This window comes from Pseudomonas sp. B21-056, assembly GCF_026016325.1.
GTDB lineage: Bacteria > Pseudomonadota > Gammaproteobacteria > Pseudomonadales > Pseudomonadaceae > Aquipseudomonas.
In genome coordinates this window covers 5,511,440-5,537,301 of record NZ_CP087203.1, presented here as the reverse complement: position 1 = coordinate 5,537,301, position 25,862 = coordinate 5,511,440, and the positions used below count along the sequence as shown (strand labels likewise).

Below are 25,862 nucleotides of genomic sequence, written 5' to 3'. Positions count from 1 at the left end.
GTGTGTCCTTAGCGGTCTCGCAGGGGTTATCGGGCAATGGGCGACAGGCGCAGCAGGTGGATCCGGCGGCTGTCGGCGTTCAGGATGCGGAAGCGCCAGGAACCGATTTCCGTGGTTTCGTTGCGCTTGGGCAGGTGCCCGAAAGCACTCATCACCAGGCCGCCGACGGTGTCGAATTCGTCGTCGGAGAATTGGCTGTCGAAGAATTCGTTGAAGTTCTCGATCGGCGTCAGGGCCTTGATCAGGAAATCGCCGCTGGGCAGTGGCTTGATGTAGCTGTCTTCCTCGACGTCATGCTCGTCCTCGATGTCGCCGACGATCTGCTCGAGCACGTCCTCGATGGTGACCAACCCGGCCACGCCGCCGTACTCGTCGATGACAATGGCCATGTGGTTATGGTTGGCGCGGAACTCGCGCAGCAGCACGTTCAGGCGCTTGGACTCGGGCACGAAGGTGGCCGGGCGCAGCAAGTCCTTGATATTGAAGCTGTCGCCGTTCTCCTGAAGGATCAGTGGCAGCAGATCCTTGGCCAGCAGCACGCCCATGACGTCATCATGGCTCTCGCCGACCACCGGGTAGCGCGAATGGGCGGAGTCGACCACGGCAGGCAGGAATTCGCGGGGTGTCTGGGTCGCCTTGATGCTGACCATCTGCGAGCGCGGGACCATGATGTCCCGTACCTGCAGGTCAGCGACCTGGATGGCGCCTTCGACGATGGCCAGCGCTTCGCTGTCCAACAGTTTGTTCTGGTGTGCATCGCGCAGCAGCTCCAGCAGCTCCTGGCGGTTTTTCGGCTCATGGGCAAAAGCCTGGGTGAGCTTGCCCAGCCATGACTTCTGCCCGTTGCTCGATCGATCTTCGCTCATAGCGATTACTCTGAATCCTTTGTCGTTACAGGTTGATGTATCAATGTTCGTCGCCGGCGTAGGGATCGGCATGACCCAGCTCTGCTAGCAACGTTCGTTCCAGTGCTTCCATTTCTTCGGCTTCGTCATCTTCAATATGGTCGTAACCGAGCAGATGCAAGCAGCCGTGAATGACCAGATGGGCCCAGTGGGCCTCGCAAGGTTTGCCTTGTTCCGTGGCTTCACGCTCCACCACCGGGACGCAGATCACCAGGTCCCCCAGCAGCGGGATGTCGAGCAGTTCGTCGGGCACGTCGGCGGGGAAGGACAGCACGTTGGTCGCGTAGTCTTTCTGGCGCCAGGTATGGTTCAGTTCGCGGCCTTCGGGTTCGTCCACCAGGCGGATTGTCAGTTCCGAGTCGGCGCTGCGCTGGCGCAGGGCCAGCTCGCACCACTGGCGGAACTGGGCTTCGCTGGGGACGGCGTGCTCGCTGGCCAGTTGCAGGTCAAGTTCAAGCATCTTGGCGGCTGCCTTTGCTTTCCTGCTGGTCCTCGGCGCGCTGTTCGAAGCGCTCGTAGGCTTCGACGATGCGTTGCACCAACGGATGGCGCACGACGTCCTTGGGCAGGAAATGCGTGAAGCTGATGCCCGGCACATCCTTGAGCACCTGGATCACATGGTTCAGCCCGGACTTGGTGCCACGGGGCAGGTCGACCTGGGTGATGTCCCCGGTGATGACGGCGGTGGAGCCGAAGCCGATCCGGGTCAGGAACATTTTCATTTGCTCCACCGTGGTGTTCTGGCTTTCGTCGAGGATGATGAAGCTGTTGTTCAGGGTCCGGCCACGCATGTAGGCCAGTGGCGCGACTTCGATGACCTGGCGTTCGATCAGCTTGGCGACGTATTCGAAGCCGAGCATTTCATACAGCGCGTCATAGAGTGGGCGCAGGTACGGGTCGATCTTCTGGGCCAGGTCGCCGGGCAGGAAGCCGAGTTTTTCCCCGGCTTCGACCGCCGGCCGCACCAGCAGGATGCGTCGCACCTGTTCGCGTTCCAGGGCATCGACCGCGCAAGCCACGGCCAGGTAGGTCTTGCCGGTACCGGCCGGGCCGATACCGAAATTGATGTCGTTGCCGAGGATTTCCTTCACGTAGCGCTGCTGATTCAAGCCGCGAGGGCGAATCATGCCTTTCTTCGTGCGCAGGGCCACGGCGGGCTCCGCGGGGGCGTGGTTGTTGAGCTCTTCGACAGCCGACTCCTGCAGGAACAGGTGGACGGTGTCCGGCGACAGCTCGCTCCCCTTGGTTTCCCGGTAGAGGCGGCGCAGCAGGTTTTCCGCGGAGGTGGTGTGCTTGGGTTCGCCGATCAGCTCGAACTGGTTTCCGCGGTTGCGGATCTCGATGGCCAGGCGCTGTTCGATCAAGCGCAGGTGCTCGTCGAATTGCCCGCACAGATTGGCGAAGCGGCGAGCCTCAAAGGGCTCGAGAATGAAACGATGAGGTTCGATGGGTGCGTTCAAGGTCGTTTTTAGCCGCCCGGGGGCAATTGAGATGAAATCAAGGATAACGCCAGTAGGCTGGGTGCGAAAGGTCTTAAGCAGGGCAATCTGATCACAGGGCTTGGCGTGGTCATTGTGGGAGCGAGCTTGCTCGCGATGAGGGCGTCACATTCAACACAGATGCTGAGTATTAAACCGCCATCGCGAGCAAGCTCGCTCCCACAGGGCATTGAGGTGTTATTGGATCAACGAGCCGCGCAGCGAGTGCGGTTGCGCGGCGTCGATGTGCACGTCGGCGAACTGGCCGATCAGCGCCGGAGTGTCGCAGCGGAAATTGACGATCCGATTGTTTTCGGTCCGGCCTTGCAGTTCACCCGGGTCTTTTTTCGAGTAATCGGTGACCAGGATCCGTTGGACGGAGCCGACCATTTGTCGGCTGATCTCGAAACCTTGCTGGTTCAGGCGGTGTTGCAAGGCGTTGAGCCGTTCTTTTTTCAGTTCTTCGGGGGTGTCGTCCGCCATGTCGGCCGCCGGGGTGCCGGGGCGCTGGCTGTAGACGAACGAGTAGGAGAAGTCGAAACCGACGTCTTCGATCAACTTCATGGTCTGCTGGAAGTCTTTCTCGGTTTCGCCGGGAAAGCCGACGATGAAGTCCGAGCTGATGCAGATCCCCGGCACCGCCGCCCGCAGTTTGCGCAGCTTGGATTTGTATTCCAATGCCGTGTGGTTGCGCTTCATGGCTGCCAGGATCCGGTCGGAGCCCGACTGCACCGGCAAGTGCAGGTGCTTGACCAGCTCCGGGACCTCGGCATGGGCGCGGATCAGGCTGTCGGAGAACTCCAGCGGATGGGAGGTGGTGTAGCGAATGCGGTCGATGCCGTCCACCGCCGCCACCACCCGGATCAGTTCGGCGAGGTCCGCCAGGCGTCCGTCGTGGGTCAGGCCGCGATAACCGTTGACGTTCTGTCCCAGCAAGGTCACTTCCCGCACGCCGTTTTCCGCCAGGTGGATGATCTCGGCGATCACGTCGTCGAAGGGCCGGCTGACTTCTTCGCCCCGGGTGTAGGGCACCACGCAGAACGTGCAGTACTTGCTACAGCCTTCCATGACCGAGACATAGGCGCTCGGGCCATCGATACGCGGCTCGGGCAGGTGGTCGAATTTTTCGATTTCCGGGAACGAAACGTCCACTTGCGGCAGCCTGGTGACACGCGCCGCGTCGATCATCTCCGGCAGGCGGTGCAGGGTCTGCGGGCCGAAGACCACGTCCACATACGGCGCACGGTCCCGAATGGCGGCGCCTTCCTGGCTGGCCACGCAACCGCCCACGGCGATGACCATCTCCGGATTGGCCAGCTTCAGTTCGCGCCAGCGGCCGAGCTGGGAATAGACCCGGTCCTGGGCGCGTTCGCGGATCGAACAGGTGTTGAGCAGGATCACGTCCGCGTCTTCGGCGCGTGCGGTGACTTCCAGGGCCTGGTGCTCACCCAGCAGATCGACCATGCGCGAGCTGTCGTACTCGTTCATCTGGCAACCGTGGGTTTCGATGTAAAGCTTCTTGGCCATGGACGGGTCATCACGTGATTCAAAGAACCGCGCATTATAGGGAACAAGTCCCGCGGTTCCTACCGCTGTGCGAGCAGTGGCTATGCTATAGTTCGCGCCCTCATTTTTACCTGCCGATGTGTTTCGCCCGCCATGACCAAACGTGAAGCTCCAATCTACAAGGTGATTTTCCTCAACCAGGGCCAGGTGTTCGAAATGTACGCCAAGCAGATCTATCAGAGTGATCTGTGGGGCTTCCTGGAAGTGGAAGAGTTCGTCTTTGGCGAGCGCACGCAAGTGGTCGTCGACCCGAGCGAAGAAAAGCTCAAGGCGCAGTTCGAAGGCGTGGTGCGCAGCTTCGTGCCGATGCACTCGATCGTGCGCATCGACGAAGTCGAGCGCCTGGGTACGCCGAAAATCAGCGAAGCCCGGGGAACGGTCGGCAATGTGATGCCGTTTCCGATGCCGATGCCGGAAAAGTAAATCTGGCCTTTGTGGCGAGGGGATTTATCCCCGCTGGGGCGCGAAGCGGCCCTGACCCTGCCACTTCGATATTTCTGGTTGGCTTCAAGTTTTCTGGGGCTGCTGCGCAGCCCAGCGGGGATAAATCCCCTCGCCACAAGGGGCCGTCAGGGTAAGGGCGAGAAAGGCGTACGCCCATCGGCGTTCTGCAGTTCCATCAGGTATTTTCGGAAGATCTGCCCCAGCACCTGGGTCGCCACTTCCAGTTCGGCACGGGGCATCTGCTCGGCGACTTCGTCGGCGGTGTCCAGCGCATCTTCGGCGCCATTGACCGCCGCCATCTTCAGCACGATGTAGGCCTGGACGTTGTTGGCAGGTACGCCTTCGCCATGAAAGAACATGCCGCCCAGCTTGAATTGCGCCTGGGCATGGCCTTGCAGCGAGGCTTTTTCGAAATAGTTGAGGGCTTGCTTGAGGTCGCGCGGCGCAGACTTGCCTTCGTAGTAGAACTCACCCAACTCGTATTGTGCTTGTGCATCGCCTGCATCCGCCGCTTTTTGACAGGCGTCGAGGGCTGGTGCGAGATCTTGTGGCTGGGTGTTGAGCGTGCAACGGCCCATCGCCGGGATCAACAACGAGTTACCGCCTGCCTGTGCGTTCGCGAGCAGCGGCTGAAGGAGCAACAGGCAGCCCAGGGCAAGGGTGCGGCCGGTGCGGTTCATGGGAATCGACTTACCTCTGAGGGGCGCGCGGACCCTCCGGGGGATCCAATAAGCGCGCATTATGAAATAAGCAGGGGCTTCCTTACAAAGTCTTTACTCGTTTTTCTGCTGCCAGAGCGTGTCGATGGCTGCTTTATAGATCAATACGTAGGAAAAGAGGCGAGGCTTGTCGGTAATCACTGACGCTGGTGTCAGCCAGCGTCAGTTATCCACAGGTTTATTTCATTGCGGCGAAGGCTCGCTCAGCGGCGTCGAGGGTGATCTTCAGCTCGGCCTCGCCATGGGCGATGGAAGTGAAGCCGGCCTCGAACGCACTCGGTGCCAGGTAAACGCCGCCTTCGAGCATCAGGTGGAAGAAACGCTTGAAGCGATCCGCGTCGCTGGCCATCACGTCTTCGAAGGTCACGATGTCGTCGGCGCCACTGAAATACAGGCCGAACATGCCGCCGGCCTGGGTGGTCACGAACGGGATGCCGGCGGCGTCGGCGCGAATCTGCAGGCCGTCGAGCAGGCGGGTGGTAAAATCGGTCAGCTCGGCATGGAAGCCCGGGCGGCTGATCAGGCGCAGCGTGGTCAGGCCGGCGGCCATGGCCAGTGGGTTGCCCGACAGGGTGCCGGCCTGGTAGACCGGGCCCAGTGGCGCGATGCATTCCATGATGGCGCGCTTGCCGCCGAAGCAGCCCACCGGCATGCCGCCGCCGATGATCTTGCCGAAGGTGCTCAGGTCCGGCGTCACGCCGTAATGGGCCTGGGCGCCACCGAGGGCGACACGGAAACCGGTCATCACTTCGTCGAAGATCAGGACCACGCCGTGTTTGTCGCACAGGCTGCGCAAGCCTTCGAGGAAGCCCGGCGCCGGCGGTACGCAGTTCATGTTGCCAGCCACTGGCTCGACGATGATGCAGGCCACTTCCTGGCCGACGTCAGCGAGCATCTTCTCGACTTCTTCGAGGTCGTTGAACGGCAGGGTCAGGGTGTGTCTGGCGAACGCCGCCGGCACGCCGGCGGAACTCGGTACGCCCTGGGTCAATGCGCCGGAACCGGCCTTGACCAGCAGGCTGTCGGAGTGGCCGTGGTAGCAACCTTCGAACTTGATGATGCTGTCACGACCGGTGTAGCCCCGGGCCAGGCGGATCGCGCTCATGGTCGCCTCGGTGCCGGAGCTGACCATGCGCACCATCTCCATCGACGGCACGAGGGAGCAGACCAGGTCGGCCATCTCGGTTTCCATGGCGGTCGGGGCGCCGTAGGACAGGCCGTGCTCCAGTTGCTTGCGCACGGCATCCAGCACGTCCGGGTGGCTGTGGCCCAGGATCATCGGACCCCACGAGCCCACGTAATCCACGTAGCGCTTATCGTCTTCGTCCGTTACGTACGCGCCTTCGGCGTGTTTGAAGAACAACGGGGTGCCGCCGACGCTCTTGAACGCACGGACGGGCGAGTTCACACCGCCGGGGATATGTTTCTGGGCGTTGGCAAACAGGGTTTCGGAACGGGACATGGTCGGTCTCTCGAAAACGGAAATTATTTGATCTTCAACAGATCGTTGAATGCGCGGGCGCGGCGCGTCACTTCCTGAGTGCTGTCGGCGCCGAACAGGCCATGGACCACGGCCAGCAGATCGACGCCGTGGGCCACCAGCGGGGTGGCGTTGTCCAGGGTGATGCCGCCGATGGCGCACACCGGTACATGCAGTTTGAGGCGGGCCTGGTCGAGCAGTTCAAGGTTCGCACTGGGCGCGCCGGGCTTGGTGTTGGAGTTGAAGAAGCGGCCGAAGGCGACGTAGCTCGCGCCCTCGGCGGCGGCCTGTGCGGCCAGGTCCAGGCTGGAGTGGCAGGTGGACCCGATGATCGCCTTGTGCCCGAGCAATGCCCGTACCGGCGCCAGCGGCCCATCGGTCTGTCCCAGGTGCACACCGACGCCCAGGCGCGCGGCCAGTTCGGCGTCGTCGTTGATGATCAGTTGGGTTTTGTAGCGCTCGCACAGGTCGCGCAGGGCTTCGGCTTCCCGCAGGCGCCGGGCCTCGTCGCTGCTTTTATCGCGGTATTGCAGCAGGGTGACGCCGCCTTCCAGCGCCGCTTCTACATAGGCGAGGAATTTGCCGGCCAGCAACTGGCTATCAGTGATGGCATAGAGGCCACGTAATTTCATTCCACAGCCCTCCGGCGTACAGGCAAAGATGTTACGAACAGAAATCCAGCGGCAGGCGGCGTGGAACGAACTGGCCTTTGCCCAGTTGTTCGGCGTCGCGCAGGGTCCGCCAGGTGTAGTCCAGGGCTGTGCGCACGGCGCTGGCGAGCTGTTCGCCCTGGGCCAGTCGACCGGTCAGGGCGCTGGCCAGGGTGCAGCCGGAACCATGGTAGCTGCCGGGCAAGCGCTGGCAGGTGAATGTCTCGCGGCGACCGTCACGGCTGTACAGGCGATTATGGACTTCATGTTCGTCGCCATGCCCGCCGGTGATCAACAGGTGCTTGACGAAGGGCAGCAGTTTTTCCGCGCACTCGTCGGCGCTGCCCTCGGGCAGCTCGGCGAGGATGCGGGCTTCCGGCAGGTTCGGGGTGGCGATGATCGCCAGGGGCAGCAAGCGTTCACGCATGGCGTAGCCGACTTCATCCTTGCCCAGTCGCCCGCCACCGCCGGCGCGCAGTACCGGGTCGCAGACCATGGGCAGGTGCGGATGCGCCTGGAGCAGTTCGACCACCGTGTCGACCATCTCCAGGGAGCCGAGCATGCCCAGCTTGACCGCGGCGACCGGCGAATCGTTGAGCACGGCATTGGCTTGGGCCAGGACCCACTCGCGATCGAGTACACGGAAGTCGCTCACGTTCACCGTGTCTTGCACGGTCAGCGCGGTAACGGCCGGGGCGGCGTGGCAACCCTGGGCAAGCAGGGCTTCGATATCTGCCTGCAAGCCGGCGCCACCACTGGGATCATGGCCGGAGAGACAGAGGACAACGGGGCGAGAGCTGTAGATATTCATGGTGCGCGAGCTTACCACCAAACCCCTTCGGTCGGCGCCACCGATAAATTTCCCCGTCACGGGGAGAACGATGTTCCAGGGTTGCGCGACAACCTGACCAAAGCAACAGCTCTATCTCAATGCTTTACTCTGGAATGCCCGTTCTAGAGCCTTCTTCGAAAGAAATTTCAATGGTGCAAATTGGCCATCAACGGCTATGCTAAGGATGGATCCAACTCATAACAGGTAATGCCGGTTTTACGTCTACTCAGGGAATGGGGGGCTTCCTGACTCAACCGGACAGGCCACGCTGGGGCTTAAATGCGCTATTTGCTGATGTTGCTGCTGTGCTTGTCCCCCTTGGCAAGCGCCCTCGAATTCGACGAATTCACCCAAAGCCTGCCCCTGGGCCAGGCGCTGCAAGTGTTCGAAGACGCCAACGGCACCGCCACCATCGACGACGTGCTGGCGGAGGCTGCAACCGGTCGCTTCAAACCCCACGACAAGGAAACCCTGAACGCCGGTTACTCGCGGTCGGCGTTCTGGCTGAAGATCGACCTGCACTACCGCCCCCACAATGTGAATGCCCAGCGCACCTGGTTGCTGGAGCTGGCCTATCCGCCATTGGATCACCTTGATCTGTATCTGCCTGATGCCGATGGCGTTTATCGCCTGGTTCGGCAGACCGGCGATGCGCTACCGTTCAGTGCCCGGGAGATTCGTCAGAACAGCTACCTGTTCAGCCTGGATTTTCTCGCCGATCAGCGCCAGACCGTTTACCTGCGCCTGCAAAGCCAGGGGTCGATCCAGGCACCGCTGACGCTGTGGTCCAGCACTGCTTATCTTGAACAACAACCGGTGCGCCTGTACGTGCTGGGGATCATCTATGGCGTGCTGCTGGGCATGCTGGTGTACAACCTGTTCATCTACCTGAGCGTGCGGGACACCAGTTACCTCTATTACATCGTTTATATCGCCTCGTTCGGCCTGTACCAGTTGTCGGTCAACGGTGCCGCGGCCGAGTATTTCTGGCCGGACAACCCTTGGTGGACCAACGCCGCGACACCATTCTTCATCGGCTGCGCGGGCTTGTTCGGCAGCCAGTTTGCCCGCAGTTTCCTGCAAACCGCTCAACACAGCAGCTGGCTTGATCGCCTGTTGCTGGCTCTGATGGTATTCAGTGCGGTGGTGGTGGGCCTGTCGCTGATGGCCAGTTACGCCCTGGCATTGCGTCTGGCGACGGCGCTGGCGCTGGTGTTCACAGTGGTGATTTTTGCCGCCGGACTGCTCGCCTGGTGGCGCGGGCTTAGGGTGGCGCGTTATTTCATCATCGCCTGGTCGGCGTTTTTGCTGGGGGGCATCGTCAACACCCTGATGGTGCTGGGTTATCTGCCGAACGTATTCCTGACCATGTACGCCAGCCAGATCGGCTCGGCCATTGAAGTGGCATTGCTGTCCCTGGCCCTGGCCGACCGCATCAACGCCATGCGCGAACAACAGGCCCAGACCCTGCTGGACGCCGGGCAGAAGCTGGAATTGCTCAACCAGCAACTGGCCCACGGCAACAAGCTCAAGGACGAGTTCCTCGCGACCCTGACCCACGAGCTGCGCACGCCCATGAATGGCGTGATCGGCTCGCTGGAGTTGATGGAAACCGTCGAGATGGACGAGGAACTGACCCAATACCAACAGACCGCCGCCGGTTCGGCGCGGGACATGATGCGTATGGTCAACGGCATGCTCACCCTCACTGAGTTGCAGGCCGGCAAGCTCAAGGTCAATCCGAAGCCGTTCAGCCTGCGCGCGGTGGTCGATGTCTTGCAGGTGCAGTTCGCGGCCAATGCCCAGGCCAAGGGCCTGGATTTCAAGGTTGATGTGGCGCCGGGTCTGGCGGATCGCTTGCTCGGTGACAGTTGCAAACTGACCCAGTGCCTGGAATGCCTGCTGGACAACGCCATCAAGTTCACCCGGGTGGGCGGCCTGGCGCTGCGGGTCAGCGGCAAGCCGATGGAGCATGATCGCTGGAGCTTGTCCTTCGCCGTGATCGACACGGGGATCGGCTTCACCGATCTGGGCGAGGCGACCTTGTACCAGCGCTTTTTCCAGCTCGACGGTTCCATGACCCGTGCGTACGGTGGCCTGGGCGTGGGGCTGGCGATTTGTCGGCAACTGGTGGGGTTGATGGGTGGACGCTTGACCCATACCTCCGAGCCCGGTCGCGGCAGTCGTTTCCAGCTCGATATCGAGTTTGAAATGGCCTTGCCGATGGCGGTTCCCACGCCGTTTTCGTTCAGCGGAAGGCAAGATGCGCGTCAGCCTCAGGACTGCACAGTGTTGCTGGCCGATGATGACAGCATCGATCAATTGGTCATGCGCGGCATGCTGCTCAAGCTGGGCTACCGGGTGCGCACCGTCGACAGTGGTCGTGGGGCGCTGGAGATGTTGCGCGGCGAGAGTTTCGATGCGGTGGTGCTCGATTGCCAGTCGCCCCCGCTGGACGGTGTGTCGGTCTGCTGCCAGATCCGCACCCTGGTGGGCTGTGAGGACATGCCGGTGCTGGTGGTTGGCCCGAACCTGAGCCCGAATGGTTGCCCGGCGGGTGCCTTGGTCGATTACCTGGGCAAACCGGTGAAATTCGAGGTGTTGCAGGCGACTCTGCAACGCCGCGTACTCTGTCCGAAACAGGGTGAAAGCGCCGACATTTAGGCGGGTATGACACTTTGTTCAGCCAGGAGGCGGTGCTTAACTGGTTCCTGCTGGCCGACCGAGGACCCCGTCATGAACCTGCACCAGTTCGCCGAAACCCACGACGTCACCAATCAGCCGCTGTCCCTGGACGGTGCCAACCTGTATCGCATCGACCTGCCGCTGCAACAATGGTCTCAGCGTTTTGGCGCCGGCTGGGCCCAGGCGCGGATCGATGAGTATGGCGCGCTGGCCGGCGGGCCGCTGATGGAGGCGGGGTTCCTGGCGAACCAGAACAAGCCGGTGTTCTCCAGCCATGATCGTTATGGTCATCGCATCGACCTGGTGGAATTTCATCCTGCGTATCATCAGTTGATGCGTACTGCCGTCGAGCATGGCCTGCCCAGTTTGCCCTGGGCCCATCCGCAAGCCGGTGCTCATGTGGCCCGTGCTTCGCTGACTTATCTGCACAGCCAGGCAGAAGCCGGCACCGGTTGCCCGCTGACCATGACATTTGCCAGTGTCCCGGCGTTGCGCCTGCAACCGGATCTGGCTGAGCGTTGGCTGCCGAAGGTGCTCGCCACCGAGTATGACCCGCGCAATGTCGGCATGGCCCACAAGGCCGGCGTCACCCTCGGCATGGCAATGACCGAGAAACAAGGTGGTACCGATGTCCGGGCCAACACCACCAAGGCTTTTCCGGTGGGGGCCAGGGGGCCGGGCCAGGCCTATGAGCTGGTGGGTCACAAGTGGTTCTGTTCGGCGCCGATGTGCGATGCCTTCCTGACCCTGGCCCAGACCGACAAGGGCCTGACCTGTTTCCTGTTGCCGCGCCATCGCCCGGACGACACCCGCAACCAGTTCTACATCCAGCGGTTGAAAAACAAGCTGGGCAACTGTTCCAATGCGTCCAGCGAAGTCGAGTTCCGCGGTGCCCTGGCCTGGATGGTCGGTGAAGAAGGGCGCGGCGTGCCGACCATTATCGAGATGGTCGCCATGACCCGCTTCGATTGCATGGTCGGCTCCAGCGCCCTGATGCGCCAGGCGCTGACCCAGGCCAGTCATCACTGTGCCCATCGCAAGGTCGGCGGCAAGCTGTTGAGCGAGCAGCCGTTGATGCAAAACGTGTTGGCCGACCTGGCCCTGGAAAGCGAGTCCGCGTTGGCCTTGAGTTTGCGCATGGGCCGGGCGCTGGATCACCTGAGTGACGAGCACGAGGCCAAGTTCGCCCGGCTGGTGACGGCGGTGGGCAAGTACTGGATCTGCAAGCGCGCGCCCGCGATGATCAATGAAGCTGCCGAGTGCATGGGGGGCGCCGGTTATGTCGAAGACAGTATTCTGCCGCGCCTGTATCGGGAGGCGCCGGTCAATTCAACGTGGGAAGGCTCCGGCAACGTGCAATGCCTCGATGTGTTGCGGGCCCTGTCCAAAGAACCAGGGGTACTTGAGGTGCTGTTCAGCGAATTGGGTGACGGTCATGGCGATAAACGCTTGGCGGCCCATATCGATCAACTGCATGGAGCGTTCAAGGACACCGACGACATCCAGTACCGCGCCCGGCAATTGACCGAAGACATCGCCGTGGGCCTGCAAGCCAGGTTGTTGCTCGAAGCGGGCAACAGCGACGTCAGCGACGCCTTCATCGCCAGCCGCCTGGGTTCGACTGGTCGGGTCTACGGCGCCTTGCCGCGAGGTTTGAACGTGGAAGCCATCGTGACGCGCTCGACCCCGCAAGGGTTTTGAGAAGCCAGCGACAGACACCAGCCCAATGTGGGAGCGAGCCTGCTCGCGATGGCGCCGGCTCATCCAGCATCGATGCAAGCTGACCCACCGCCATCGCGAGCAGGCTCGCTTGTATGGTAGGACTTGAAGGGAGGAGGAGGGACAAGGTTCGCTTCTGACTGTTAGCCGCAGTACAGACCGTGGGAGATTTTACCCCTCCTCCTTTCACACCCAAGCGCCGATAAAGAATGCATCTGGCCTAGACCGACGATAGGAACAAGCCTGCGCCTCTGGGTGAACCCTTCAAGTGTTCAAACCTTAGCCCGGAGAGTTTTCAATGGCAATGCCGATTCCCCTCGTCAAGCCGATTGTGGGTGTGGATGTCGCCAAGGATGAGTTGGTGATGTATCACGCCGAAACCGATCAGCTTGAGATAGTCCCCAATAACAAAACTGCGATTAAGAAGTGGCTCAAGGCCTTGTCCATGCAGGTGGATATTGCCATCGAAGCCACCAATATCTATCACCTGGAGTTCGCCGATCTGGCTCACAAGGCCGGCTGCGTGATCTACATGGTCGGTGGCTATGAGCTCAGTCACTACCGCAAAGGCGTGAACGTGCGCGCCAAAACCGATGCACTGGATGCTCGCCTGTTGGCCCGTTACCTGAAGAACGAAGGCCAGGAACTGCATCCCTGGAACCCGCCATCGCCCTTGTATCGCCGGCTCGTAAGCCTTTTCCGACGCCGTGCGGCTGTGGTCCAGGCCCGTGTCAGCCTGAGCCAAAGCTGGGCGAACGAGCCGTTACTCAAAGCCGCGTTCAAACGCCAGATAGGCGCGATGCAACGGCTGGAAACCCTGGTCGAAAAAAAGATCCAGGATGAGCTGAAGGACGCAGGCTTGCTGGGTCAGCTCAAGCGCTGCATGAAAGTTGAAGGCATTGGCCTGTTGACCGGCGCCCGGTTGCTCACCTCGTTTCAGCGGGGGGATTTCAAAAATGCCGATGCCTTCATCGCTTTTCTGGGGCTGGACCTGCGCATATCGCAATCAGGGCGAAAACAGGGTCGCCGCTGCTTGACCAAACGAGGTGATCCAGAAGCTCGCCGACTGCTGCACAACGCAGCGATGTCGGCAAGGCGCACGGAGCGATGGAAGGGGTTCTATGAGGCGTTGCTGGCACGGGGACTAAGTACAACTCAGGCCATGGTGGCGCTGTCGCGCAAGCTTGCCCGCGTAGTATTCGCTCTGCTGCAGAATCAGAGCGAATACCTGCCAGAAAGGCATTTGAAGGCTAGTCATGCACCATAGAATCTCCCACAGGAGATTTGTGTCGAGCACAGATGTCTTGTTCAGCGAAGATCCCAATGTGGGAGCGAGCTTGCTCGCGATGGCGTCGGCACATCCAGCATCGATGCAGGCTGACCCACCGCTATCGCGAGCAAGCTCGCTCCCACATTGACTCTTCGGTGAGTGATCGACGGTGTCCAACACGCCACTGTTCCCGTCGGACGACGATGCAGGCAAGATGAAGGTCTGCAAGTCAGAACACAGGAAGCTGATCGTGACCGAAGCGTTTATTGTCGTTCAAACCGCCGAACAAGCTGTGGATCGCCTGGCGGCCCTGCACGAGCGTGCGACCACCGCGTTGAACCAGGCGCTCATGCGCTATCTCAAGGACCGCATCGAGCCGGATGCCGAGCAACGTGCGCTGTTCCGCTATCCGGCCCTGCGCCTGACCTACCATTGCCACGGCGAGGTCCCGCAAACCACCCGCGCCTACGCCAAGGTCCAGTTGCCGGGCACCTACAGCGTCACCGTCACCCATCCTGCCGCGTTCCGTAAATACCTGCTGGAGCAACTCGTCCCGCTGATGCACGACTTCACCGTCACCGTGGAAGTGGGTGTCAGCGAGCAGAACATTCCCTACCCTTACGTGGTGGAACAGGGCGATGAGCTGGCCGGTTCCGGTGTGACGGCGGCAGTGCTGGCGCGGGTATTCCCCAGCACCGACCTGTCGGCCGCCACCGATGGCATCGCCGATGGCCTGTATGACTGGGAAAACACCGACCCGCTGCCCCTGTCGCTGTTCGACGCGGCCCGTGTGGACTTCTCCCTGCGCCGTCTCGTGCACTACACCGGCAGTGACTGGCGCCATGTGCAGCCGTGGATCCTGCTGACCAACTATCACCGCTATGTCGACCAGTTCATCGTCCATGGCCTGGAGCAGTTGCGCAGTGACCCGCGTTTCGTGCGCATGGTCCTGCCGGGCAACGTGATCATCGACAAAAACATGGACCACAGCGAAGCCTCGGCCATCGCCGCCGGCGTGGTCTGGCACCGCTACCAGATGCCGGCCTATCACCTGCAAGCCAATGATGGTCATGGCGTGACTCTGGTGAACATCGGTGTCGGTCCTTCCAACGCCAAGAACATCACCGACCACCTGGCCGTGCTGCGACCTCATTGCTGGCTGATGATCGGCCACTGTGGCGGGCTGCGGCAGTCACAGACCATCGGCGACTATGTGCTGGCCCACGCCTACATGCGCCGTGATGGCATTCTCGACCGGGTGGTACCGCCGAATATCCCGATTCCCGCCTTGGCGGAAGTGCAGTTGGCGCTTCAGCAGGCCGCGGCGAACATCACCGGCGAAAAGGGCGATGAGCTGAAGAAACGCCTGCGCACCGGCACCGTGCTGACCTACGACGACCGCAACTGGGAATTGCGCTGGGCCCAGGAGCGTCCGCTGATCAACCTGTCCCGCGCCGTGGCGGTGGACATGGAGAGTGGCACCATCGCCGCCCAGGGTTATCGCCTGCGAGTGCCGTATGGCACGTTGCTTTGCGTCTCGGACAAACCGCTGCACAGTGAGATCAAGCTGCCGGGCTCGGCCAACGCGTTCTATGAGCGGGCGGTCAACCAACACCTGAAAATCGGCATCGAGGCGCTGGATCTGTTGCGCAACCAGCTCAATTCCTTGCATTCGCGCAAACTGCGCAGCTTCGATGAGCCGCCGTTCCGCTGATACCGTTCGGACGGTGGTCATTTAACGGTCGGGCCACTAGCATGGTCGGCCCTGACCGTTAGATGTTGCTGCCATGTCCCGTCCTCCACGTCCCGCTTCCCGCCGCCCTGGCGTGAAGCCCCCTGCATCCGCTTTGCGCCGGGTCGCGAAGGCACCCCCGGTCGAGCCGAAGCTGATCCTGTTCAACAAGCCTTTTGACGTGCTGACCCAATTCAGCGATGGCGAGGGGCGGGCGACGCTCAAGGATTTTATCGACATCCCGGGCATTTACCCGGCCGGGCGGCTGGATCGCGATAGCGAAGGGCTGTTGTTGCTCACCAATGACGGGCAATTGCAGGCGCGTATCGCTGATCCCAGGCACAAGCTGGCGAAGACCTACTGGGTGCAGGTGGAAGGTGAGCCGAGCGCCGAACAGCTCCAGCGTCTGCGCGAAGGTGTCGAGTTGAACGACGGCATGACGCTGCCCGCCGAGGCGCGACAGCTGGACGAGCCGCAGCTATGGCCGCGCAACCCGCCGGTGCGCTTTCGTAAAAGCGTGCCTACGAGCTGGCTGGAACTGGTGATACGCGAGGGACGCAATCGCCAGGTGCGGCGCATGACCGCTGCCGTGGGCTTGCCGACGCTGCGACTGGTGCGGGTCAGGATCGGCGACTGGACGATCGAAGGGCTCGATCAGGGCCAGTGGAAAGAGGTCCCGGCGCGTTTATAACGCCCCGGACTCGATCAGGCCGATCACCACGCTCTTGATGACGAACGCCGCCACGCCGAGTCCCAGCACGAAAAACAGGATGAACGAACCGAAGCGCCCGGCCTTGGACTTCTTCGCCAGATCCCAGACGATGAAACCCATGAAAATGATCAGGATGCTGACCAGGCCGGTCATCATCCACTCTTCGAAAACGGCAGGATCCATCGGAACACTCCGGCGTGGGCGGGGTTGAAAAGGCGGGGCGAGTATACGGCATGGGGGCAGGGCGAAGAGTTGACCTGCGGCGGTGTGTCGCAGCTATTCATCGCCTGGGAGGACGCTTTCGCGAGCGGGCTCGCTCCCACAGGGGATCGCGGAGCCTGCTTTCACTGCAATCCTTGTGGGAGCGAGCCTGCTCGCGATGGCGTAATCAGCTGCGCAGATGGGTCAACGGCAGCTCGGTACTGCTGAGCACCTGGTTCAGCACAAAGCTCGAGCGCACGCTGGTGACCCCGTCGATCCGGGTCAGGTGGCCCAGCAGCAGTTTCTGGTAGTGGTCCATGTCCGGCACCACCACCTTGAGCTGGTAATCCGCGTCCATGCCGGTCACCAGGCTGCACTCCAGCACCTGCGGCAGGTTGCGAATCGCGGCTTCGAAGTTTTCGAAACGTTCGGGGGTGTGACGGTCCATGCCGATCAGTACGTAGGCGGTCAGGCTCAGGCCGAGCATCTTGCGGTCGAGCAGGGCGACCTGGCGGGTGATGTAGCCGTCGTCCTCCAACTGCTTGACCCGCCGTGAACAGGGCGAGGGCGACAGGCCGATGCGTTCGGCCAGTTCCTGGTTGGAGATGCGTGCGTCGCGCTGCAATTCCGCCAGAATGCTCAGGTCGTAACGGTCGAGTTTGCTCATCGGTCAGGCCTTTATCTGGATAATTGCGGCAGATTATCTATCCTGAGTTAAAAATTGCGCAAGTGATGTTTATTTCCGCAATCTTAGCAATCCCCTGTCGGCGCCCCAGGCTTATTCTTATCACCAAGATCACTGCTCGGACAAACAGTCCAGTGCGGCCCGCCCAATCAGGCCGGCTGCGGTCGCGGCACCCACCGGTGTCGGCAGACCCCCGAGCTGCACACTGTCCAGAAGACGGCGTGAGGTGAGCCGACGTCAAAAGCGTCGAGCACGGACGAAGTTCTCAAGGGGAGGCCGACGGGTCTCCCTTTTTTAATGCCTGCGAAATAAATCTCGCGCCTGATAACCTGTTGCAGAACCGGCCTGGGCTTTTCCCAGTCTTATCATCAGGCCCTGAACCGTTGTGAGGAATAACATGAAGTCGCGCATCTGGCGTTTGGCAGGTGTTGGTCTGTTGTGGGCAAGTGTCAGTGCGCAAGGGATGGCCGATGATCAGCAAAACCGTGGTGGCCCGGACGGCGGGCGTGACCACGACCAGCGCGGCGGCAATAGCCAGGGTCATGCTGAACAACCCCGGCCTCGGAACAACGAAATCATCCGCGGTGACAACAGCCGCCAGTTCGAACCCGGCGCCCAGCGCCAGGGTGGGCAATGGCATGACCGATCACCTCAGGATCCCAACGGTCATGGTCGTCCACCGCAGCAGCAGCAACAGCAGCAGCCGGGCAATAACCTGCCGATCCAGGGCCGTCCCGACAGCGTGACCCAGACCCGTGAACCGCAACCGGGCTACTACCGCGATATCCCGCGCCGCAGCGACGGCTATCCGAGCAATCGACCACGCCCCGAGCATGACAATCGCCCCGACCAGCACTGGGCCGGTCGTCCGGACGGACATGGAAATGGTTGGGGACCGGGGCCGCAATATCGTCCCGGTTATGTGATCGACCGCTTCCCGGATCGCAATTACCGCGTGCCTTATCGCGGCCAGGACTATTTCTTCTCGGGCGGCTATTGGTATCGCCCACAAGGGCCGCGCTATGTCGTGGTGCAGCCGCCACGGGGCATCCGTACCCGTTACCTGCCCGATTATGCCCGGGAGGTCTGGATCGGCAGTTCGCTGTTTTTCCTCGCCGCCGGCGCCTATTACATCTACGAGGCCAACACCCAGGATTACGTCGTGGTCGACGCGCCGGTCGCCAACCCGCAGCCTCAACCCCAGGGCAATGGCTACGACGTGGTGGCGTATCCAGCCAACGGCCAGTCACCCGAGCAAGTCAACCAGGACGGCTACGACTGTTATCGCTGGGCGGTGCAGCAAAGCGGCTTCGACCCGCGCAACTACACCTACCCACCGGCGCCGGAAGTGGTGCAGACCTACCGGCAGGCCCAGGGGAGTTGCTTGAGCAGTCGTGGGTATCAGGTGAGTTACTGAGCATTCAGCCTGGAATGCAGTCCCCTCGCCACAATGACTCCTGCAGACATCAGGCGCTGGCCGCTTTCACCACCTCTGAAGGATCGGCATGCACCAGCACCTCGGCCTTCGGATAAGCACGATGAATCGCATCGGCCGCCTGGTCGCTGATGCCGTGGGCCACTGACAAGGTCAGTTCCCCAGGCAACTCCAGATGCAATTGCACGAACCAGTGGTTGCCCGAGATCCGCGTGCGCAGGTCATGGGCGCCGAGTACACCGGGCACGGCGCAGGCCAGTTCCAGCATGTGCTGGCTGACGTCGGGTGGCAGTTCTTCATCCATCAGCACGGCAAAGCTTTCCCGGCCAATCTGGATGGCGCTCCACAAAATGTACGCGGCGATGCCCAGGCCGAACCAGGCGTCGAGTTGATACCAGCCGAACCCGGCCAGCACCAGCGCCACCAGGATGCTGCCGTTGAGCAACAGGTCGGAACGGTAGTGCAGCGAGTCGGCGCGCACGGCGGTGGAGCCGGTAACGCGAATCACCCGATGCTGCAACGCCAGCAGCGCCAGGGTCAGCACCAGGGAAAACACGATCACGCCGACACTGAGCCAGGGCGCATCCACCGGGACCGGGTTCTTCAGGCGTTCGAAGGCTTGCAAGGCAATCAACACGGCACTGCCGCCGATGAACAGCGCCTGGGCCATGCCGGCCAGGGACTCGGCCTTGCCGTGACCGTAGCGATGATCGGCATCGGCGGGGCGCAGGGCGTAATGCACCGCCAGCAGGTTGAGCAGCGACGTGACGCCGTCCAGTGCCGAGTCGGTCAGGCCGGCGAGCATGCTCACCGAACCGCTCAGCCACCAGGCCAGTGCCTTGGCGATAATCAGGATCGACGCCACGGCCACCGAGGCGCGGGTGGCCAGGCGTAGCAGGCGAGCGTGTTCGGTGCCGGTGGTCATGGCGCGGTCGTTCCTTGCGTAGCGCCCGTTATGCGGCCGGTTTGAGTCCGAGGGCGGCCAGTTGCTGCGCGCTGCCCTTGTGCTGGATCAGCCGTGGATCGTCCAGGGGGAAGCTGCGGCCCAGTTCGCTTTCCAGGATGGCTTGCAGTTTATGGTTGTCGACGCTGCCGTCAGGGTTGACGGCCTGCTTGAGTTTTTCCGGGGCGACCTGGGCGGTCTTGCCCGGCTCGAAGTAAATGGCGCCGGTGGCGAAGTCCACCGCGAACGCGATCAGGCCGGGGATGATGTAGAACAGCAGGCCGACGGCGTCGAGCGCGGCAATGGTCGGGTCGATCTTGCCGTCGATCTGGCCGCGACGGTCAGGGTAGAAGATCGAGCCGCAGGCACTGATTTGGGTCAGCAGGGTGGCGACCAGAACGCCGCCGATCACGCGAAAGGGAATACGCATAACAATCTCCTGAGCAAGTAGAGGCGTTGTTGGTTTGAGTCCAGACCACGCCAAACAGTTCGCCGTTATACTCGGCCCTCTGTTTTGGAGCCAGCATGATTTCTTTGCCGATTGATGAAGTTTTACCCGCCCTGCGTCAAGCCTTGGCGTCGCGCCATGAAGCCGTGCTTGAAGCGCCGCCCGGCGCCGGTAAAACCACCCGCGTTCCGCTGGCCTTGCTGAACGAGTCCTGGCTGGCCGGGCAGACCATTCTGATGCTCGAACCCCGACGCTTGGCGGCACGGGCGGCGGCGGAGCGATTGGCCAGTGAGTTGGGCGAGAAGGTGGGTGAAACCGTCGGCTACCGGATTCGCCTGGACAGCAAGGTTGGCCCCAGGACCCGCATTGAAGTGGTCACCGAAGGCATTCTCACTCGCCGTTTGCAGGACGATCCGGCGCTGGAAGGCGTGGGGCTGCTGATATTCGATGAGTTTCACGAGCGCAGCCTCGACGCCGACCTGGCCCTGGCCTTGAGTCTCAACGGCCGGGAGCTGTTTCGTGAAGACCAGCCGCTGAAGATTCTGTTGATGTCCGCGACCCTGGAAGGCGAGCGCCTGGCCGGGTTGCTGGACGACGCGCCGATCCTGCGCAGTGAAGGCCGGATGTTCCCGGTGACCGTGCGCTGGGGCCGACCGTTCCAGCCTGGCGAGTTCATCGAGCCGCGGCTGGTGCAGACCGTGCTCGAAGCGCTGCACGATGAAACCGGCAGCGTGCTGGTGTTCTTGCCCGGGCAGGCGGAGATCCGTCGTGTCCACCAGCAACTGGCCGATGCCCTGGGCGAGGGCGGCAACGTGTTGCTCTGTCCATTGCACGGTGAATTGGACCTCGCGGCGCAACGTGCCGCCATCGACCCGGCACCTCCTGGCCTGCGCAAAGTGGTGCTGGCGACCAACATCGCCGAAACCAGCCTGACCATCAACGGCGTCCGGGTGGTGGTCGACGCCGGGCTGGCCCGTGTCCCACGCTTCGATCCGGGCAGCGGCATGACCCGCCTCGACACCCAGCGGATTTCCCGGGCCAGCGCCACTCAGCGGGCCGGCCGGGCCGGGCGATTGGAGCCGGGGGTGTGCTATCGATTGTGGTCCGAGGATCAGCATGAACAACTGGCGGCTTACGGCAGCGCGGAGATTTTTTCCGCGGACCTGGCCGGACTGGCCTTGCAACTGGGACGTTGGGGCGTGACGCCGCAGCAATTGATCTGGCTCGACGTTCCACCCGCCGCCGCTTACGCCCAGGCCCAGGATCTGCTGCAACGCCTGGGTGCGCTGGACGGCGAGCAACTGACCCGCCACGGCCAGGCCATGGCCGAACTGCCCGCGCATCCCCGTATCGCTCATTTGCTGTTGCGCGGGCAGGCGCTGGGGTTGGCGGACATGGCCTGCAGCGTTGCGGCGCTGTTGGGCGAACGGGACATTCTCAGGGGCGCCGGCGCGGACCTGCACAGTCGCCTGGCCTTGCTGTCCGGCGAAGAACGGGCGGCGCGAGGCGCGCAAGGCGGCGTGACGCGGGCGCGGCAACTGGCCCGGCAGTATCGCGGCTACCTGCGGGGCAAGGCCGAGGAGGCCGTGGCCGATCCCGATCACCCACGCTGGCTCGGTGCGCTGCTGGCGCTGGCTTACCCTGATCGTGTCGCGCAACAGCGCCGGCCCGGCGGCGCTGAGTACCGCCTGGCCAACGGTCGTGCGGCGTTGTTTGCCGAGGCCGACAGCCTGATGAAACAAGCCTGGCTGGTGATCGCCGATCTCGGCAGCCGCCAGGGCCAGCGGGAAGAGCGGATCTACCTGGCAACGGATTTCGACCCGGCGCTGTTCGATTCCGTGCTGGCCGAGCAGGTGCATGCGGTGGATCAACTGGACTGGGACGAACGCGAGGGCGTATTGCGGGCTGAGCGCCAGCGCAAGGTTGGCGAACTGGTGCTCAGCCGCGAACCGTTGACCGGCCTCGATGAGTCGGCGCGCAGCCAGGCGCTGGTCAATCTGGTCCGGCGCAAGGGCCTGGAACTGCTGCCCTGGACCCCGGAGCTGCGGCAATGGCAGGCGCGGGTAGCACTGCTGCGTCGGCTGGACCTGGACGCCAGGGGCGAAAGCGAATGGCCCGACGTCAGCGATGCAGCGCTGCTCGGAAGTCTTGAGCACTGGTTGATGCCGTACCTGGGACGGGTATCGCGGCTCAGTCATTTTGCCAACTTGGACCTGTCGAGCATCGTCCACAACCTGCTGCCCTGGCCCTTGCCGCAGCGGCTGGACGAGTTGGCACCCCACCACCTGAGCGTGCCCTCGGGCTCGTCGATCCGCCTGGACTACAGCGAGCACCCACCGATCCTCGCGGTACGCTTGCAGGAACTGTTCGGCCTGGCCGACACCCCACGCATCGCCGGCGGACGCCAGGTGGTCAAGCTGCACCTGCTGTCCCCGGCACGCCGGCCGGTGCAGGTGACCCAGGACCTGGCGAACTTCTGGCGCAGCACCTACGCCGAGGTGAAGAAGGATCTGAAAGGGAGATATCCCAAGCATTACTGGCCGGATGATCCGTTGGTGGCGGAGGCGACGGCGCGGGTCAAACCGCGTAAGTGAAGGGTTGCAGGTAATGCAAACTTCACATTTCCGGGGCCGATCGAAGGTGGGAAATTTCCCACCAGAAAATCCGAAATAATTTACGAAAAAAAATCCGAAATTATTTCTCGAAAAAATCTATAGTCCCACCACCCGGGCCAGGGAATAAAGGGGCTCTGGTTAGAACGGTTTCCGAATAGAAATCCGAATATAGCGCTGAAAAGTTTGAGGCCGGACAGATGCCGCAGGAGTTCATTTCAGGAGTTAGATGGCTCGAGCCTATTCTTCCCTCTCCCGCTTTCCCTCAAAGCTTACTGGATACTGCAGAGCGGCTGCCGATCCAGGCGGGACGGCTTAGCGGCCTATTGCCCTCAGCAACAGCCACGAGGTTGGCAGGGCTTATCCGTATTACGAACAGCTACTACAGCAACCTGATTGAGGGGCAGTACACTGAGCCGGCAGAACTCTCTCCGCGGGCACCCCGGCGTAACGCCAAGGAACTGAACGAGTTGGCCATGAGCCATATCGGTGCCCAAGAGGCATTTGAGCGCCTGTCTCGACAGGCCGGTGCCATTCTGGAATGGCGAGATTTTTTTGATCCAGGTCTGCTCAGTCGTGTGCACAGGCGTCTCTTCGAGACCGCCAGTCAGGATGATCTGAGGTTGATCGACGGAACGATGCTGGTTCCAGGGCAGCTTCGGGACGCGGCCCAGAGAAACGTACTGGTTGGTGATCATGCAGCCCCCCATTTCGACTCTGTGGTGTCAATGCTGGGTCGCCTGCAGGACGTATACGGTCGGCTGGGTGATCCTCGACAGAAAATATTGGCCTGCCTGGCCTATCATCATCGTTTGGCGTTCGTGCATCCCTTTGCAGATGGCAATGGGCGCGTGGTGCGTATGGTGACGCATCTGCAATTGCATAAGCTTGGGCTGGCTTCTCCGCTGTGGTCGCTCTCTCGCGGACTCGCTCGATGCCAGGACGAGTATTACGCCCGGTTGCGGGCAGCTGATCAGTCTCGACGAGGTGATCTTGATGGGCGGGACCTACTCTCACAGGCTGCACTTATCGAATTTGTCGAGTTCATGCTCCAGGTCTGCGTCGATCAGATGGGCTATATAGAGAAACAGGTGGATTTGGGCGAACTGCGTATGCGCCTTGAGAGGGTCATCGGCCTGGAGCCTCGCTTCATACAGGCGGGTATCAAGCAAGACGCAGCGAGGGCATTGCACATCTTGCTGACTCAGGGAGAGGTCAGCCGGGCTGATTTCAAGATCTACACAGGTCTCATCGACAAGACGGCAGGCGAGCAGCTAAAGAAACTCATCGAATTGGGTGTGGTAGAGGCGCCGTCCCCAAAATCTCGGCAAATTTATCCGGCTCTCCCCGTCTGGTTCGCACAAATAGTCTTCCCCGATCTACACAGACGATTTCACCCCTGACGCCAGCGGCAACCGCAGCATGAACCGCGTACCTGTTGCCCCGGACTCCCAGGCGACTGCTCCGCCAATGGCCTGGGCGCGGCGTTGCTGGTTGTGCAGGCCGCGTCCCGTGGCGGTTGCCAGGGCTTTTCTGACATCGAAGCCGTGGCCATTGTCCTCGATGCTCACTTGCACGCCCGTTGCTTCCAGCGCGGTGCTCACGCGGATCTCGGTGGCGTGGGTATGGCGCAGGATGTTGGCGATGCTTTCCTGGATGATGCGCAGGATGTGCAATGCGCTGGAGGGGTCGAGCCAGGTGAGCGTGGGAAGCTCCTGCACTTCCCACCGCAAACTGACGCCAGTGCCTTCCAGACGAGGTTCCAGGCGAAAGCGCAGGGTCGCCAGCAACAGCAGCAGATCGGCTTCGACCGGCTCCATTGAGTCGATGGTCAGCTTCAGGTCGTCCAGGCAGTCCTTGAGGACCTGGGAAACCCTGCTGTCGCTCATGCCGCCGCTTTCCACCGAGCGTATGGCGTTGATCAGCGACGAGCCCAGGCCGTCGTGCATGTCTTGCATCAGGCGCTGGCGTTCGTCGCTGATGGTTTGTCGCATCTGCGTTTCGCGCAGTTGCTGGTGGCTGAGTTCAAGCTCGGCTTCTCGCGCTTGCAGACGCTTTGCCAGGCTGGCGCTGGCCTGTTCCGCATCGTCAATGGCCTTGATATAGCGCCGATACATCAGGACCCCGAAGATGCTGAAGCAGACGGCATTGGTGTAGGCACCCAGGTACCAGCCTTCGGGGCTGATGAAGTTGTTCTGCAGCAGCCAGTCCGCTATGCCGAACAAGGTGCATGCGCCGATGCCCAGGGCCACCAGCCGTCCATCCCTGGAGCAGCGCCAGGCACTGATGCCCCCGACCAGGCCAACGGTGCTGCCCATCAGTGCTGCGATCATATAAATCAGCGGGGTGACCTTGGGAGTGTTCGGCAGCACTGCCAGCACCGGTAGCGTCAGCACGCCAAGCAGGACCGTGACGCCCACCAGGCTGCGAGACAGCCATTTAAGCGGACGGCCATGCAATTGGCAGAGGAAAAAGTGTACGACCATGACCAGCCAGAACAGGGAGTTGACCGTCAGCCAGGCAAACCAGTCGTTGGCGATCGGTAAATCCACATAGAAATGCAGGCCGCGCAAGAAAGACGTGGCGGCGAGGTTGAAAAAGAGCAGGTAGCCGGTTTCCTGGCGGCGCTTGAACCAGACGAACAGCGCAAAGATACCCACCGCCAGGAACGCCGAACTGAGCATCGCCGGCAACTCCCGCTGCAGCCACTGGCGCATGTAATAGCGACTGCGCAGCGACTCGGCGGAGCCCAGCCACAACGACGATACCGCCACCTGGGTTTTTTGCGTGTGCTCCAGGCGGATAAGTATTTCGCGCACGGGTGTGCCATCGGGCTCTTTTTCCAGGACCACCCACAGCGGGGTACGCGTGCCATTCCACAGCGGGCCTTGCTGCTGTGCCCGATGCACCAGGCGGCCGTTGACATAGACCGCGATGGTGCCATCCGTCTTGATGCGGGCAGCGTACAGCGCCAGTGGCCAGGAGGCGGTGGATACACCTTGGGGGGACAGTTTGAGCCAGGTGGTGCGGGTTGCGCCGGTCGCGGCATACGCATCGGCCTGGCGCAGCAAAGCGATGGACGGTGCCAGAGGCAGCTCGGCGGGTTGCCAGTTATCCGCCAGGGCCTTGCTGTCCAGCAGGGGCGGCGGCGGGTTGAAACCCGGCGAATCCGAAGCCTGCCATTGGGCTTGGGTCATATGCAGGCTGGCGGCGGGCGGCTGCCGGTCACCTGCATTCATGTACAGGACGCCCACCAAGGCCAGCAACGCCACGGAGAAGATGAGCACCAGATGGGCGAATAGCGGGGTGGAGCGGTTTTTCATGGGCAATGTGTCACTGGGTGGAA

Annotated in this window: 22 protein-coding genes; 9 read left to right on the top strand and 13 right to left on the bottom strand. The window is 62.0% G+C overall.

Translation table 11 applies throughout. The features are described from left to right. Nucleotides 1-26: 26 nt before the first annotated feature. From LOY67_RS24105 to miaB, 4 genes are all read right to left on the bottom strand, one after another. Nucleotides 27-866 (bottom strand): HlyC/CorC family transporter, encoded by an 840-nt coding sequence (locus LOY67_RS24105; RefSeq protein WP_025215634.1) that lies wholly within the window; start codon nucleotides 864-866, stop codon nucleotides 27-29. 40 nt (nucleotides 867-906) lie between these two features. After that, nucleotides 907-1,365: an rRNA maturation RNase YbeY gene (gene ybeY / locus LOY67_RS24100; RefSeq protein WP_265064748.1), complete on the bottom strand. Its 459-nt coding sequence runs from the start codon at nucleotides 1,363-1,365 to the stop codon at nucleotides 907-909. Next, the gene (locus LOY67_RS24095) at nucleotides 1,358-2,365 is read right to left on the bottom strand and encodes a PhoH family protein (RefSeq protein WP_265064747.1); all 1,008 of its coding nucleotides are present in this window, start codon (nucleotides 2,363-2,365) and stop codon (nucleotides 1,358-1,360) included. Before LOY67_RS24095 ends, ybeY begins: the two co-directional genes overlap by 8 nt. 216 nt (nucleotides 2,366-2,581) lie before the next feature. Then, a complete protein-coding gene (gene miaB, locus LOY67_RS24090; RefSeq protein WP_265064746.1) occupies nucleotides 2,582-3,910 on the bottom strand; it encodes a tRNA (N6-isopentenyl adenosine(37)-C2)-methylthiotransferase MiaB in 1,329 nt (442 codons plus the stop codon). Between the two features lie 132 nt (nucleotides 3,911-4,042). On the opposite strand from miaB, the gene LOY67_RS24085 reads away from it, so the two are divergent. Continuing rightward, entirely contained in the window at nucleotides 4,043-4,372 is a 330-nt protein-coding gene (locus tag LOY67_RS24085) for a DUF1820 family protein (RefSeq protein WP_024780849.1), read from the top strand. Nucleotides 4,373-4,518: 146 nt separating this feature from the next. On the opposite strand, the gene LOY67_RS24080 is transcribed toward LOY67_RS24085, so the two are convergent. The 4 genes from LOY67_RS24080 to LOY67_RS24065 all read right to left on the bottom strand — a co-directional run bounded on the left by LOY67_RS24080 (nucleotide 4,519) and on the right by LOY67_RS24065 (nucleotide 8,053). Then, nucleotides 4,519-5,073: a tetratricopeptide repeat protein gene (locus LOY67_RS24080; protein WP_265064745.1), complete on the bottom strand. Its 555-nt coding sequence runs from the start codon at nucleotides 5,071-5,073 to the stop codon at nucleotides 4,519-4,521. Nucleotides 5,074-5,290: 217 nt separating this feature from the next. Further along, the gene (hemL, locus tag LOY67_RS24075; RefSeq protein WP_265064744.1) at nucleotides 5,291-6,574 is read right to left on the bottom strand and encodes a glutamate-1-semialdehyde 2,1-aminomutase; all 1,284 of its coding nucleotides are present in this window, start codon (nucleotides 6,572-6,574) and stop codon (nucleotides 5,291-5,293) included. Nucleotides 6,575-6,597: 23 nt separating this feature from the next. Further along, nucleotides 6,598-7,224 (bottom strand): thiamine phosphate synthase, encoded by a 627-nt coding sequence (thiE, locus tag LOY67_RS24070; RefSeq protein WP_265064743.1) that lies wholly within the window; start codon nucleotides 7,222-7,224, stop codon nucleotides 6,598-6,600. Between the two features lie 31 nt (nucleotides 7,225-7,255). Next, nucleotides 7,256-8,053, bottom strand: a complete 798-nt coding sequence (locus LOY67_RS24065) for a hydroxymethylpyrimidine/phosphomethylpyrimidine kinase (RefSeq protein ID WP_265064742.1) — start codon at nucleotides 8,051-8,053, stop codon at nucleotides 7,256-7,258. A 300-nt stretch (nucleotides 8,054-8,353) separates the two neighbouring features. Here LOY67_RS24065 and LOY67_RS24060 point away from each other — a divergent pair, with 300 nt between their 5' ends. The 5 genes from LOY67_RS24060 (at nucleotide 8,354) to LOY67_RS24040 (ending at nucleotide 16,171) form a co-directional block, all read left to right on the top strand. After that, nucleotides 8,354-10,738 (top strand): hybrid sensor histidine kinase/response regulator, encoded by a 2,385-nt coding sequence (locus LOY67_RS24060; protein ID WP_265064741.1) that lies wholly within the window; start codon nucleotides 8,354-8,356, stop codon nucleotides 10,736-10,738. Nucleotides 10,739-10,810: 72 nt separating this feature from the next. Then, nucleotides 10,811-12,460: an acyl-CoA dehydrogenase family protein gene (locus tag LOY67_RS24055; protein WP_265064740.1), complete on the top strand. Its 1,650-nt coding sequence runs from the start codon at nucleotides 10,811-10,813 to the stop codon at nucleotides 12,458-12,460. A 316-nt stretch (nucleotides 12,461-12,776) separates the two neighbouring features. After that, nucleotides 12,777-13,745, top strand: coding sequence for an IS110 family transposase (locus LOY67_RS24050; RefSeq protein ID WP_265063452.1), 969 nt, complete (start codon nucleotides 12,777-12,779; stop codon nucleotides 13,743-13,745). A 217-nt stretch (nucleotides 13,746-13,962) separates the two neighbouring features. After that, on the top strand, nucleotides 13,963-15,462 hold the full coding sequence (gene amn, locus LOY67_RS24045; protein ID WP_175363881.1) for an AMP nucleosidase: 1,500 nt from the start codon (nucleotides 13,963-13,965) through the stop codon (nucleotides 15,460-15,462). A 73-nt stretch (nucleotides 15,463-15,535) separates the two neighbouring features. Beyond that, nucleotides 15,536-16,171 (top strand): pseudouridine synthase, encoded by a 636-nt coding sequence (locus LOY67_RS24040; RefSeq protein WP_265064739.1) that lies wholly within the window; start codon nucleotides 15,536-15,538, stop codon nucleotides 16,169-16,171. On the opposite strand, the gene LOY67_RS24035 is transcribed toward LOY67_RS24040, so the two are convergent. Both LOY67_RS24035 and LOY67_RS24030 read right to left on the bottom strand, forming a co-directional pair. Next, nucleotides 16,166-16,375: a DUF2788 domain-containing protein gene (locus LOY67_RS24035; protein ID WP_003185724.1), complete on the bottom strand. Its 210-nt coding sequence runs from the start codon at nucleotides 16,373-16,375 to the stop codon at nucleotides 16,166-16,168. The two genes, LOY67_RS24040 and LOY67_RS24035, sit on opposite strands and share 6 nt — an antisense overlap. A 205-nt stretch (nucleotides 16,376-16,580) precedes the next feature. After that, nucleotides 16,581-17,060 carry an Lrp/AsnC family transcriptional regulator gene (locus tag LOY67_RS24030; protein WP_024780290.1) on the bottom strand — a complete coding sequence of 160 codons (480 nt, stop codon included), beginning with the start codon at nucleotides 17,058-17,060 and terminating at the stop codon, nucleotides 16,581-16,583. 415 nt (nucleotides 17,061-17,475) lie between these two features. On the opposite strand from LOY67_RS24030, the gene LOY67_RS24025 reads away from it, so the two are divergent. Then, on the top strand, nucleotides 17,476-18,495 hold the full coding sequence (locus LOY67_RS24025) for a DUF6515 family protein (protein ID WP_265064738.1): 1,020 nt from the start codon (nucleotides 17,476-17,478) through the stop codon (nucleotides 18,493-18,495). Nucleotides 18,496-18,544: 49 nt separating this feature from the next. Here the strand turns inward: LOY67_RS24025 and LOY67_RS24020 are convergent, their stop codons facing one another. Both LOY67_RS24020 and LOY67_RS24015 read right to left on the bottom strand, forming a co-directional pair. After that, nucleotides 18,545-19,438, bottom strand: coding sequence for a cation diffusion facilitator family transporter (locus tag LOY67_RS24020; RefSeq protein ID WP_265064737.1), 894 nt, complete (start codon nucleotides 19,436-19,438; stop codon nucleotides 18,545-18,547). A 28-nt stretch (nucleotides 19,439-19,466) separates the two neighbouring features. After that, entirely contained in the window at nucleotides 19,467-19,886 is a 420-nt protein-coding gene (locus LOY67_RS24015) for a polyribonucleotide nucleotidyltransferase (protein ID WP_265064736.1), read from the bottom strand. 95 nt (nucleotides 19,887-19,981) lie between these two features. Here LOY67_RS24015 and hrpB point away from each other — a divergent pair, with 95 nt between their 5' ends. Both hrpB and LOY67_RS24005 read left to right on the top strand, forming a co-directional pair. Next, nucleotides 19,982-22,498, top strand: a complete 2,517-nt coding sequence (gene hrpB, locus LOY67_RS24010; protein ID WP_265064735.1) for an ATP-dependent helicase HrpB — start codon at nucleotides 19,982-19,984, stop codon at nucleotides 22,496-22,498. A gap of 494 nt (nucleotides 22,499-22,992) precedes the next feature. Next, nucleotides 22,993-23,919 carry a Fic family protein gene (locus tag LOY67_RS24005; RefSeq protein ID WP_265064734.1) on the top strand — a complete coding sequence of 309 codons (927 nt, stop codon included), beginning with the start codon at nucleotides 22,993-22,995 and terminating at the stop codon, nucleotides 23,917-23,919. Here the strand turns inward: LOY67_RS24005 and LOY67_RS24000 are convergent. Then, nucleotides 23,896-25,839, bottom strand: coding sequence for an ATP-binding protein (locus LOY67_RS24000; RefSeq protein ID WP_265064733.1), 1,944 nt, complete (start codon nucleotides 25,837-25,839; stop codon nucleotides 23,896-23,898). The genes LOY67_RS24005 and LOY67_RS24000 overlap by 24 nt on opposite strands. Nucleotides 25,840-25,862: the final 23 nt, after the last annotated feature.